Below are 12,990 nucleotides of genomic sequence, written 5' to 3' on the forward strand. Positions count from 1 at the left end.
CACCTAATAAGTTTTGGACGCTGGCGAAAAACTTCCGACAGCGGTAACCCTCAGGTACTCTACCGACCGGACCCGCGTCCGACGATTTCGCGACTTCCAGCGGATACGAGGACGACCGTGGAGAACCGGAGAAGACACTCGCCTTCGCCGGTGGGTGCGATGACTCCACGACGGCGAATCGGCGGGCGTTTCGAAGGGCGACGGTTCTTCCGCCGATGAGCAGCACCCTCTCGAAACTGTGGAGATGCGGAATCGGGCGAGTTGCGCCTTCGCTACCGGAGTAGCCACTCTTCGACGTCGCCTCGCACGGAGACGACGTCACCGATTATCGTAACCGCAGGGGACTCTATCTCCGCGTCTCGGCTCTTCGCGACGATATCGTCGACCGTTCCCGCGACGGTCTTCTCGTCGCACCACGTCGCTTTCTGCACCATCGCCGCGGGCGTCTCGCACGATACCCCGTGATTTCGGAGCGCCCGAACGTTGTTCGGCAACCGGTTCACGCCCATCAGGATGACGAGCGTCCCTCCCGCCTCGACGGAATCGGCGAGCGCGCCCCAGTCTACGGCGCTTTCGTCCTTGTCCGGCGTCTGGTGCCCCGTTATGACGGTGAGACTGGAGGAACGGTCCCTGTGCGTCAGCGGGATTCCGCTCACGCTTGGCGCGGCCAGGACGCTCGAGACCCCGGGGACTATTTCGAAGGGGACGTCTTCGGACGCCAGGTGTTCCGCCTCCTCCCCTCCCCGGCCGAAAACGTTCGGATCCCCGCCCTTGAGACGAACGACGTCCTCCGCTTTTCGGGCCCGTTCGACCATCAACTCGTTAATATCGTCCTGCGTCGTTCGCTGCGGCGGGCGTTTTCCGACGTCGATGACCTCCGCCGATTCGGGGAGTTGGTCGACGATTCGGTCACCGGTCAACGAGTCGTGGAGAACGACGTCCGATTCCCGCAGCCGCCGCCACGCTCGCCTCGTGAGCAGTTCCGGATCTCCCGGGCCGGAGCCGACCAAGAACACCGTACCCGTCTCTTCCTTTCGGTCAGTTCGTTCTGCCGACCGACCTCGGTTATCGGATTTCGACACGTCGGCGGAGAACTGTTCTTCCCGTTTCGTCCGTTCGTCGTCCGTCGACCCGCTCCCGTTCGCCTGCTCCCGAACGTGCGTCCGTCGACTCGCCGCATCCCGTTCCCCGGAAAGCGGCCCTCCAGAGGGGACGGACCGAATCCAGGAGTCGTCCGTCCCCTCGGAGTCCGGTCGGGCACGCTCGGTCGTATCTTCGTCCATGCGAAAGCAAACACAGTTGCCATACTTCAATCTTGCTTGTATTGGGTGGGCGGGAACGACAACCTCACTTGCCTCTACTGGGGCCCACCGGGCCGCACCAAACGATTAAAGTCTACTTTCACTAACTACAAAATAGATGGGTAATCGCAGAGCATGAGTACAGGACAAGGTGACTTCGACCGACGGTGCCAGGAGGGAAACTCGACGTGGGGGCCGTCGATACGATGAGGTTCGTTCTCGTCGCCGGATGCACTCGCACGGCCGAAATCGACGGCATCAGCGCCGCCGGGGCCGACACGGACGTAATGGTACACACTCCCAGCGCCGATCTCGAAATTCTCGAATACGGGAAACCGACCTCGGCTCCCGTCGTCCCCGTCAGTCCCACGGGCTGTCCGACTCCGGCGGTCGTTTCTCGCGCCGTTCGGGAACTGCTCGGGTTCGAGACGCTCGGCGTCGACGCCGGCCTCGGCAGTCCGACGTGTGCGCCGACGGTCACGATCGGTGAGGAGAGCGGCAAGGACGTCCGACGGTCACGTCCCGTACCAGATGCCGAAGAGGTGTTCGAGAACGCCACACGTCTCGGACGCGCGCTTCCCGACGACGAGATCGTCGTCGGCGAGACGATTCCCGGCGGAACGACGACCGCACTCGGCGTCCTGACCGCGCTCGGCGAGCGAACGACCGTCTCCTCGTCGCTCCCCGAAAACCCCCTCGCCCTCAAGCGAGACGTAGTGAACGACGCCTTGACGGCGAGCGACCTGTCGGAGGGCGATGCGGCGGGCGAACCGATGGCGGCGGTGAGTCGCGTCGGCGATCCGGTTCTGGCCGGCGTCGCGGGGACGACCATCGGAGCGCTCGAATCCGGAACCGACGTGACGCTGGCCGGCGGCACCCAACTGGCCGCCGCCGCGGCCCTCGTTCGACACGCGGACGTCGACGACCCGATGTCGCTCGCCACGACCTCGTTCGTCGCGGCCGACGAGACTGCCGCGATAGAGGAGTCGGCCGCCGACCTCGATCTGACGCTGACCGTGACCGACCCGGAGTTCGCCGACGGGGACCACCCGGCGATGGACGCGTACGTCGCCGGCGAAGCGAAAGAGGGCGTCGGGATGGGTGGCGCACTGGCGCTGGCCGACCAGGCGGGGGTTTCGATGGCGGCAGTGCGCGACCGCGTCGTCGACGTGTACGAACGAGTCACGGAAGCGGAACCGGCGGTGAAACCGTGAGGGGCGTCGTCGTCGGCGGGACGCGCTCGGGCGTGGGAAAGACGGTCGCCACGCTCGCCGTACTCCGGGCCCTCGAAGCGGCGGGCCACTCGGCCCAGCCCGCGAAGGCCGGCCCCGACTTCATCGACCCCAGCCACCACGTGGCCGTCGCCGGCCGCCCATCGCGCACCCTCGACGTCTGGCTCGAAGGCGAAGACGGACTGCGGCGGAACTACTACCGCGGCGACGGCGACGTCTGCGTCGTCGAAGGCGTCATGGGACTCTACGACGGTGACGGGTCCAGTACGGCGATGGTCGCCGAGGCTCTCGACCTTCCAGTAGTGCTCGTCGTCGATGCGAGCGCCGGAATGGAAAGCGTCGCTGCGACCGCGGTCGGCTTCCGCGAGTACGCCGCCGTCGCGGGACGCGACATCGACGTCGCTGGCGTCATCGCACAGCGTGCCCACGGCGGCCGCCACGAAGCGGGGATAGTGGACGCCCTTCCCGACGGGTTGACGTACTTCGGTCGCATTCCGCCCCACTCCGACCTCGAAATCCCGGATCGCCACCTCGGCCTCCACATGGGCGACGAGGCTCCCCTCGACCGGGAGACGCTCGACGAGGTCGCCGAACACGTCGACACCGAACGACTCGTCGCGACCGCCAGCGAACCGCCGCGCCCCGAGTCGGACGACCGAAAGCCGACCCGTGACCGGCGAATCGCCGTACCGCGCGACGACGCCTTTAGATTCGTCTATCCAGGCGTCCTCGAACGCCTGCGGTCGCGAGCCGAGGTCGTGACGTTCGCACCGACGGACGGCGACGACGTTCCGGACGCCGACGGTATCTACCTTCCCGGCGGATATCCGGAACTGCACGCCAGCGCGCTCGCTGGTGGACCGGCGCTCTCGTCGCTCCGTCGGTACGCCAGCGAGGGCGTCCCGGTTCTGGGGGAGTGCGGTGGGATGATGGTCCTGAGCGAGTCGCTGACGACCGCCGACGGGGACTCGTACGAGATGGCGGGGGTCCTGCCCGCCAACGTCCGGATGCACGACAGGTATCAGGCCCTGGACCACGTCGAACTGCGCGCTCGCGAACCGACGCTCACCGCCGGGGCGAACGACTCCGTCCGCGGCCACGAGTTCCACTACTCCAGCGCCGACGTCGGCTCCGACGCACGGTTCGCCTTCGACGTAGAGCGGGGGTCGGGTATCGACGGTGACCGCGACGGTCTCACGGAGTACCGGACGCTCGGCACCTACGCGCACGTCCACGCCGAAAGCGGTGCGTTCGACCGATGGGTCGACGCTCTCTAGCGACGTCCCGGGACGATTCGGACGACTGCTCCGACGGTGACCGTGACGTTCCATGCGGGCCGGCTGACGTACTCGTTTCGACCGGATTATCGCCTCTACGCCCCACAAAGCATTTATCGAATCCGGTCAGCCACCCTGTTGACGAGGTTGCCTCTGACCTACCCGGTCTGCCGCCATCAGCAGTCCGGCCTCGTCACGAACGGTTCGACAGCCCCCAGCACCACCCCCTGGTGCTTTTCCGCGCTCCTCCTCGCCGAACGTCAGTCGTCCGAACCGTACGGCCAGTCGACTCCGTCGAACTCCCCTCCCTCAACAACTGAGCGGAGTCCCTCCACGGGAAGTGTCTGTATTCACCGCCCGTTGGGACGTCTGTCCCTGCCTCGGTGGCTTGCAGTATCAAACCGCATCTTTAACGCCCTGTGGGTCGGAAAAATCGCTATGGGAGACTCGTCAGCCGCTCTGTCACAGCGGCGGCAAGCGTTCGATGCGCTTGCGGAGGCGTCCGCCGACGGCATCATCATGCTCGACGAGGAGAGCGTCATCCAGTACGCCAACCCCGCCGTCGAGCGCATCCTCGGGTATCCCTCCGAGGAGCTCGTCGGGGGGTCGAAGATGACGATCATTCCCGAACGCCTCAGAGAGGTCCACATGGAGGCCTTTCAGCGCTATCTGGAAACCGGCGAGAAACACATCGACTGGACGTACGTCGAACTGCCGGGACAACACAAAGACGGTCACGAGGTACCGTTGGCTATCTCGTTCAACGACTTCACCCGGGATGGCGAACAGTATTTCGTGGGGACGTTCCGCGACATCTCTGCCCGCAAGGACGTCGAACGGAAACTCGAACGGCAGAACGAACGTCTCGACCGCTTCGCCAGCATGCTCGCGCACGAACTCCGCAATCCGCTGTACGTGGCTCAGTCCTATCTCGATTTCGTCGACGACGAAGAGAACACGGCGACCATCAGTCAGATTGCAGACGCCCTCCAACGTATCGACGAGATCATAGAGGTACTGCTAGTGTTGGCCCGTGACGAGAGCGAGGTCGATGGCCTGGAGACCGTCGAGATGCAGAGCGTCGCCGCGGAGGCGTGGCCTGAGACGGCGACTGACGAAGTGGATCTGACGCTCGTGGGCACACAGCAGATTACGGCGAACCCCTCGCATCTCCAGCACGTATTCGAGAACCTGTTTCGAAACGCGATCAGGCACAACGATGGAGCGGTCACGGTACGGGTCGGCGCGCTCGACGGCGGCTTCTACGTCGAAGATACGGGTCGAGGCATCCCCGAAGCCGAGCGCGAGGCAGTGGTGGAAGCAGGCTACACAACGGACGACGACGGAATCGGACTCGGACTGACGTTCGTGGCCGAGCTCGCGGACGCGTACGGATGGGACTACGTCATCGGGGAGAGCGACGAAGGCGGTGCCCGATTCGAGTTCACGAACGTCGCTCGCTCGAACTGACCTGATCACCGGATTGTCGGAGTACTTGCGTGGATATCTTGGAGGTGGAGAACGAACGTAAGATAATCTACAGCTGAACTACTGTTTAGTAGGAAGGGGTGGATGCGGCACTTGTTCGGCATTCGTCAGGGTCTTCGCTCCCCAGATTGCCGTAATTAGGACTGCGAGCAGCACCCAGTGAGAGTAGTACGATGCGTCCGCCACCTCGAAGGATTGGGAGACGAAGTTCACCCACCCATGCAACAGGATGATGCCGAGGATGCTGCGCGATGTATGATTGTAAACCCACGTGAATACCACTGAGAGCGAGACAGTCCCGATCATGAACAGCCAGAACGCCGACGTGGCGAATCCAACTTCCTCGCGCTGGAACGACCCTTCGATAAAGAACAACGGGAGGTGCCAGGCCGCCCAGACTACGCCCAAGATCAGGCTTGCACCCAACGCAGACCAGTTCAGTTGAAGCCGGTCCAACGCATACCCTCGCCATCCTAGCTCTTCGAGGATCGGCGGAAGCGTTGCAAAGAACAACGTCGGGAGGAACGCAAGGGGATTAGTGCCAACTTCCTGCACCCATTCGCCTACCGTTGCGCCTGGGCCACCAAATAGCGTATCTACCAACGCAGCGACGATAGTCACGACCACGGGGACCAAAAGTATGATGAGGAACCACCGAACGCCGATTCGGCGAACCTGCTTGATGCGATTCCAGAAATCCGTCCGCCCTCGTTCATCGTAGACGAGGTACACGAACCCGATACCGGCGGCACCGGGGCCGAGGAGCCCCAGTAATAGCAATACGAGTCCTTCGGTACTGTCGAAACTCACCTCGAGGACGATCGCTGCCAGCCAACAGCCCCACGTTATGGCGTATGTCACGCCAAAGAACAGCCAGGGATTTCCGGCAGAGATAGACGTATTGCCGAACGTTCGACGTGAGGTATCTTGCACACCTCACTTACTACCGGGACATGCTTAACAGGATGCGATATTCACGGAACCACCGTGGTGCGAATATCTGTGTGGACCAGCCTCCGACACAGATACTCACCGAAGCGCTTCGTGGCTTTCCACCTTCGAACAGAACTCATCCAGCGTACTGCATCCGACCACTGTATCTTCCACGGTCTGAAGTCACCTACCGAACAGGTATCTGAAGTGGCGTGGTGAATACAGGGCGCGTATTCAGCACGCCTCACGCATCGCAAGTACAGGCTATTCCCACGACACCTACGATGCTCTTATTTGGGGTCTCAACTGGACGTTGGATGGATGACGATCGTCACCAAGGGTGAGCTCTGAAGGACTCTCTAAGCTTCAGACTGAACAGTTCCCGTCACAATCGCCAGTACAGCCACAGTTGCCTCCCTGGCGGTAGTAAATGACAGCCACTACGAGAAGTCCGATAGTGCCGAGTAGCCACCCAGATACTGGCCCGATAACGGGGACAGTAACTACGCTCTTGTCGAATACACCGATACTGAAGCCCGCGAGAACACCAAGAGACAACATTACAACGTGGCGTCTGCTGACTCTTTCACGCAGCGGTGATAGAATTCTCCCGTTGCTGGCCTCGTCATCTGCTTCAATTGACATTTTCGTACGTTACTCTAATCATTGGTAAAATTTGGTATCTTATGAGGTCTGTTTATAAACTACATACATCGAGATGCTTTGACCGCATAGTCATTTCGACGACAGGAATAGTTTTAGATCACCCATTGACCTCTTAGTCGTTCACCAACAAAGGCTGAATAGGGTGTCCGTTTTTGTTGAATACGCTCTCTATATTTAGAACGACATTTGTGACTGCAACCCAGTAACTCGTTGAGCCGCTGCAAGATACAGGGCGCGTATCGTTCACGAATCGGAACGGCTACTATTTTTTTCCAGCGTTTCCCAGCAGATAGCCCCCAAAAGCGAGCAGCCAAAGGACGAGAGGGTAGGCAACCCAGCGCTCGATCCCACCGGATCCGAGGAATTCCAGTGGGCTGGGGCCACCGATGACTAGTCCGTAGAAAAAGACGCTAATCAGGACAAGAAGAGAGATTCCACCGAAGAGGCCACAATGAAGGGAAAACGGTCGGGAGACGACCCGAGAAGAGAGAACAACCGTGATACCACCACTGAAGAAGGTGAGGAGAGCGAACAACCCATGCCAGGGTGTCACATTGCCTGGAAAAACTCCGACGCCAAATGCGCCGAACCCAAAAATAGCAAGCGCAAGCGGGAACCCACGGCGATCTAGAGCGCGGTAGACAAAGTAGGCTGAAATCAGTACGAGTGCCCCCGTTACCAGCATCGTGCTGTTGAAGATCGTTGCGGAGGGCTGGTGGATAATTGGATTCGGTGGCACGGTTGACCCGAGATCACTGATCTCCTGTCTCGTCGAATAATCTGGATAGAGGACTTCTGCCGTGATGATTCCCATGAAGGCGATGAATCCCGCCAGAACCATGTTGAATCCCGCAATCGACGAATCCGAATACCCGAGTCGAGCTGAAATCCCACCACTATGAGAATCACTCATGGACAACGGGACATACGTTCGTCTCAGTCAAGTAGTGTTGGACGTGGGATCGGCACTGTCCCGCTGATTACGTCGTCTGTATTTGGCAAGCGCTTCCTGTCAGTTTATAGTACAAATACGGGGCAGCGGGGGCCGGCCGATGAGGTTCCGTAACGCATCTCCAGGCGATGGAATCTCCAAGAAGTCCAACCGTGGGAAGTGGACGAAACTGAGTCTAGACAGTGAATTAAATTCGTCAGCTTACGATACAACGAAATAAAGGCGTTGAAGGATTGATTTTCTCGATTGGGACCGGTTTGGATGTATACAGCTCCCAGTGACGACCACTCCCTCGTTCGACCATCGAACGAAAGCAAAATCGTGCCTGTTCGAACGATAATCACCCGACTACGCGGGGATTATCGGCGTTCAAATGTATGGGCGCTGCAGGCACTCGTCATAGCCTCGAACACAAAATAACAAAACGAGGCCAAATCCACTAGCCTGCGTCGGGTCTGCTGTTGATGGTACGTTCGCATCACAGACAGAGCCATGAATCTCGAACCGATTCACCCTGACCGTGCCGTCGAACTGTACCTCGCAGACCGAGCAGCAGATGTCTCCGAGGCGACGCTGTACTCTCACCGATCACGTCTCGGCCACTTCAGACGCTGGTGCGATGACCAAGACATCGAGAACTTGAACGACCTTACCGGAAGACGCCTTCACGCGTACCGTATATGGCGACGAAATGACGGGGAGCTGGCGAAGCCGACCGAGAAGACTCAGATGGATACGTTACGGGTGTTCATTCGGTGGCTCGAGTCTATCGACGCTGTCGAACAAGACCTTCACACGAAAGTGTTGTCTCCAAGCCTCACTGCAGACGAGAACACGCGAGATACGACTCTCACGAGCGATGAGGCCGAGGATGTTCTGGAAGAACTGGAAAAGTACCAGTACGCTTCACTCAAACATGTGACGCTCGCTCTTCTCTGGCATACGATGATGCGACGTGGTGCTGCCCGCGCACTCGACGTGCAAGACTTCCATCCCAGTGAGCGGTACCTCGAGGTTGTTCATCGACCAGAGTCAGAGACACCATTGAAAAATAAACAGCGAGGAGAGCGGCTCGTAGCCCTCCCCGGCCAGATGTGTGACCTGCTGACCGACTGGATTGAAAACAAACGACCGGATACGGTAGATGAATTTGGACGTGAACCGTTGCTAGCGACTGAACAGGGACGGATTCACGTCGGCACTATCCAGCATTATGCGTATCTCTTTACTCGTCCCTGTCTGTACAGCGGAGTTTGCCCGCACGGACGAGATATCGAGACGTGTGAAGCCACGGAGCGAGACCGGGCATCAAAATGTCCATCCAGTGTTTCGCCACACGCAATCCGGCGTGGTTCGATAACACATGCATTGAATCAGGAGATGCCAGAGAAAGCTGTTAGTGACCGCGCTAACGTTAGCAAGGACGTCCTTGAACAGCATTACGATCGACGAAGCGAACGAGAAAAAATGGAGCAACGAAGACGATTTATCGAAATGCTTTGACTCTATCTTTCCATTTTGATAATTAATAAAATTATAGCCCATTTGAGTATAATAAATCTTTCATGAGGGGGATGTTATATAGAGAGAATAGTTCCCTCACAGGGAGGTGATAATCACCGAACCCTGTTCGGTGGTGGACGCTATGCATGACTCCTCATTTGACGTTGAAGACCGAGGTATAGCGACGATTTTGAGGGTCTTGTGCGCCTTGTCTCGGTTGCGAGCGAGAAAGTGAAGAAGCACTCGGCATTCGTCCGTCGCTAACTAAGGTCGTGTGACTCGAACTTGTCGTTGTTAATCGGCGTCGCGTGGTCGGTGGATAGGCAGTGTAGCAGAACAAGTCTGTGTACGTATGTCTGTAGTATCCATTTGGAGTTTGTTCTTCTCTGGGTCATCGCTCTGGCCCTGTAGATTGCTTGTTCATTGAGATGGACGATGTGACTCTCGGAACACGATCAGGCCTTACTCTCGACCCGCCCGTCGTGCGCCTTCCCTCGTTCCCCCTATTGTATCCGGGTCGAGACCTACGACACTCATACACCAGACTCCAAGACTGGAGACCTACTGGCCGTCCTCCTCAGAGCTTTCTAACTCATTAAGGTAGCCTTCGAACATCGTCCGCTCGTCGGTCAGATCGATGTCCGACTCGTCGATGATTGAAAGCGCGGTTCGACACCACTGGATAGCGTTTTCCTTATCCTCCAGACAACGACAGGTGGACACGAGATTGTCAATCGAGTTTAAGATAACCCAGATAGCACCTATCTTGCGGCTAATATTCAGACTCTTCTCGTAGTACAAGAGGGCATTCTCGTAGTTGTATTGTTTGCGGGCGACATCCCCAAGATTGTTAAGAGTCTTCGCCTCGCCGTAGCGGTCACCGAGGTCCCGTTCAATCTTCAGACTCTCCTCGTAGTACGAGAGGGCGTCCTCGTGGTCGTCTTGGTCGCTGGCGAGACTCCCGAGATTATGGAGGGTCGCTGCCTCGCTGCTGCGGTCACCGAGGTCCTGACTGATCTCCAGACTCTTCTGGTAGTGCGAGAGGGCGCTCTCGTAGTCGTCTTGGTCGCTGACGACAGTCCCGAGATTGTTGAGAGTCGCCGCCTCGCCGCGGCGGTCATTAAGATCCTGTTTGATGTCAAGACTCTCCTTGTAATACGAGAGGGCGTCCTCGTAGTCACATTGATTATGGGTGACATTCCCGAGATTGTTGAGGGCCTTTGCTTCGGCGCGGCGGTCGTCAAGCTCCTGGCTAATTTCCAGACTCCTCTTGTAGTGCGAGTGGGCTCTCTCGTAGGTTTCTTGACGAGAGGCGACATTCCCGAGGTTACGTTGATACTCTAACTCGACTTTTCGTTCATCAACCCCTACTTCCAATCCCGTGTCACGGAAAGCTTCGGCTTCCTTTTCAGCCTTCGGATACTCCGAACGAAGCTGGTACATTCGCAAGCGCCAGATCGAACAGTATGCACGTGTCCAACTGGAACACGCCTCTGGAACCCGTATTCCCGAATACTCGGATGTGGTGAACAGCGGGGTCAGCTTCGGACGAGCGGTACCGAGTTTGAATATCTTCTCTACGTACGCGTCTGCTCGCTCGGTTGGGTCCTCCTCAATCTGCCTGAATTCATTCGTCGTCTGGCCGAGTTCCCGCTGAATTTGTTCTCGGCGTGAGTCCTCATCAACCACCCTGAACAGCGCGTTCACGCACCTCTCGAACCGCGCTCTCGCCCACCGTTCCCTGTCCCTATCACTGTTTCTGACGAGAAACCGCTCGAGGTAGAGTTCCGACCAGAGCGGGTGGTTCGACCAATAGTGGGTGCCGCTTGACCGACCGAACAGCACCTTTCCGTCTAATTCAGCTATACAGATTTCGATAGCATCGTACTCTTCCTTGGTATCGGCCAACGCGTAGAGTAATTCCTCATATACGCCAATATTCGAAGCGTTTAGGATATTGACCAAGAGTGACACCTCCTGAAAGAGGTTATTTGATTCAATGTCCAACGCCTTGGTGTCCGCATTTTCAAACATTTCGAGTACTTCGTTGACGTTACACTCTAGCGCGGAAGTCAGCTCTTCGTCACCCTTAAGCGAGGAGGACGGTTCTCCACCACCCGATTCTCCCCTGCCAATAGGGAAGTGGTAGCTGAGCAGGAGCATTGGACTTGGCCACATGTCGGAACGATGTCCACCCGCCGAGACGTCCTCCTTTTCAAGCCTGATACGTTGGAGAATCTGCTGTGGGTCCTCGCGCACCTCCCGGCCCGTAACCTTCTCGAACCGCTCTATCATGCGCTCGACTTCGCGAATATCGATGGGGGGCACATCGTGAAGTTCGACATCGTTCTGAAGGTCTATGAGCTCCCGCCAGCGGGTGGTGTCGGGTCGTTCGACGAGTGTTTGAAGGACGTCCTCAAATGATTTGAAATTCCACTCATGCTCGTGGGCGTCAAGAAGGAAGCTGACGTCCTCATCGTTCCGATACTCCAGCATCGTCTCGAAAATCGGAGCGGCATCGCGACGGACCGTATCCTCGACCACGATCAGCACTGGCCCAATCCGCTTCCCGTTCTCGATTCGTTCTCTGAACACCGCGGACTTGCTGATGTCCTCTTCCATCCCGCTCGCTCTGTAGAAGACCGGACCCAAGTCATCCTGGTCATACCACCGTATGGCGATGGTCTTGCACATGGTCGACTTGCCCGATCCTGGATGACCGACGAATGCAAGAGCGCCATCGTCGAGTTCGTTGAGGAGCACTTCCGAGAAATTCTCACGGCTGCCATGTCGCTCGCGCTCTCGGTCGATGGCGAACCCCTCATGTATCTCTCTGAATGAGAACGGTCGTTGCCAACACTTCTGCTGGTCCAGTTCCCCGTCTTCGATCTCGGTCGTACTCAACCATGTAAAACCATCCTCCTTGGAGAGCTTCTTCATTTCTGTGACCGGATCATTCCCCAGATACTGGAAGACCCCCTTCCATAAGATATTGGATACTCGGACACCGACTAGATGATGTATTTCGTCCCTTCGTCGGTTTCGCTCGCTGTAAAACCGAACCCGCTTTCCGCCGTTCACGAGGTAGCCCTTGATGATTTCGCTCTGGATGGCTGCTAGGATTGTACCCCCGATAACGACTAGCGCAGTAACGATTTGACCGAGAGGATCGGAGAGAATTCGCTCGAGGAAATCCAACTGCAGCAATAGAGAACAACTAGCCGTCGAGGCACTGACCGGGAGAGCCGGGACCATTTCTAGGCTATTGACACTCATGTCGAGTCTTTACCCTCAACGTGATTTGCCAAGAAACCGTCGTCCCGAAAGGAGTTCCACAACGTCGAGTACCGGCAGGTCGACTTGGTCATTCGGTACAACGAGCGGTGGGCTAAGTGGTGCTCCAATGTTACTTGAGGAGTCTCTGGCTCTGATAGTGGGCAAGAAGATTATTTCCTATCAGAACCGTCAACTACCATCCAAACAACCGATTCAGCCGTTCCGAGAGAGGTTCAATCGGCACTAAGCAACCTATCCTCTCCTGTTCGAGATCGTGGGCGTGCTGCATTCGCGCCCTGTATTCATTACGCCGAATCGAACCTGCCAATCTATGAGGGCTCCAACGAAGCCAGACGATCTTT

At 57.9% G+C, this 12,990-nt stretch carries 9 protein-coding genes; 4 read left to right on the forward strand and 5 right to left on the reverse strand.

Translation table 11 applies throughout. The features are described from left to right. Nucleotides 1-272: 272 nt before the first annotated feature. Complete coding sequence (cobA, locus tag ACRYA2_RS12290; protein ID WP_433628326.1) at nt 273-1,283, reverse strand: uroporphyrinogen-III C-methyltransferase; 1,011 nt, start codon at nt 1,281-1,283, stop codon at nt 273-275. A 224-nt stretch (nt 1,284-1,507) separates the two neighbouring features. Here cobA and cobT point away from each other — a divergent pair, with 224 nt between their 5' ends. The 3 genes from cobT (at nt 1,508) to ACRYA2_RS12305 (ending at nt 5,280) form a co-directional block, all read left to right on the forward strand. After that, nucleotides 1,508-2,515, forward strand: a complete 1,008-nt coding sequence (gene cobT, locus ACRYA2_RS12295) for a nicotinate mononucleotide-dependent phosphoribosyltransferase CobT (RefSeq protein ID WP_433628329.1) — start codon at nt 1,508-1,510, stop codon at nt 2,513-2,515. Then, nucleotides 2,512-3,810 (forward strand): cobyrinic acid a,c-diamide synthase, encoded by a 1,299-nt coding sequence (locus tag ACRYA2_RS12300; protein ID WP_433628331.1) that lies wholly within the window; start codon nt 2,512-2,514, stop codon nt 3,808-3,810. The genes cobT and ACRYA2_RS12300 overlap by 4 nt, the downstream gene beginning before the upstream one ends. Before the next feature lie 438 nt (nt 3,811-4,248). Further along, the gene (locus ACRYA2_RS12305; RefSeq protein ID WP_433628334.1) at nt 4,249-5,280 is read left to right on the forward strand and encodes a PAS domain S-box protein; all 1,032 of its coding nucleotides are present in this window, start codon (nt 4,249-4,251) and stop codon (nt 5,278-5,280) included. 78 nt (nt 5,281-5,358) lie between these two features. On the opposite strand, the gene ACRYA2_RS12310 is transcribed toward ACRYA2_RS12305, so the two are convergent. The 3 genes from ACRYA2_RS12310 to ACRYA2_RS12320 all read right to left on the reverse strand — a co-directional run bounded on the left by ACRYA2_RS12310 (nt 5,359) and on the right by ACRYA2_RS12320 (nt 7,738). Continuing rightward, on the reverse strand, nt 5,359-6,231 hold the full coding sequence (locus ACRYA2_RS12310) for a CPBP family intramembrane glutamic endopeptidase (RefSeq protein ID WP_433628337.1): 873 nt from the start codon (nt 6,229-6,231) through the stop codon (nt 5,359-5,361). A gap of 366 nt (nt 6,232-6,597) precedes the next feature. Beyond that, nucleotides 6,598-6,876 (reverse strand): hypothetical protein, encoded by a 279-nt coding sequence (locus ACRYA2_RS12315; protein WP_433628339.1) that lies wholly within the window; start codon nt 6,874-6,876, stop codon nt 6,598-6,600. Nucleotides 6,877-7,159: 283 nt separating this feature from the next. Beyond that, nucleotides 7,160-7,738 (reverse strand): DUF998 domain-containing protein, encoded by a 579-nt coding sequence (locus ACRYA2_RS12320; protein ID WP_433628342.1) that lies wholly within the window; start codon nt 7,736-7,738, stop codon nt 7,160-7,162. 603 nt (nt 7,739-8,341) lie between these two features. On the opposite strand from ACRYA2_RS12320, the gene ACRYA2_RS12325 reads away from it, so the two are divergent. Then, a complete protein-coding gene (locus tag ACRYA2_RS12325) occupies nt 8,342-9,352 on the forward strand; it encodes a tyrosine-type recombinase/integrase (protein ID WP_433628345.1) in 1,011 nt (336 codons plus the stop codon). 561 nt (nt 9,353-9,913) lie between these two features. Here the strand turns inward: ACRYA2_RS12325 and ACRYA2_RS12330 are convergent. Continuing rightward, the gene (locus ACRYA2_RS12330) at nt 9,914-12,628 is read right to left on the reverse strand and encodes a tetratricopeptide repeat protein (protein WP_433628348.1); all 2,715 of its coding nucleotides are present in this window, start codon (nt 12,626-12,628) and stop codon (nt 9,914-9,916) included. Nucleotides 12,629-12,990: the final 362 nt, after the last annotated feature.

The sequence above is a fragment of the Halomicrococcus pelagicus genome (assembly GCF_050954125.1).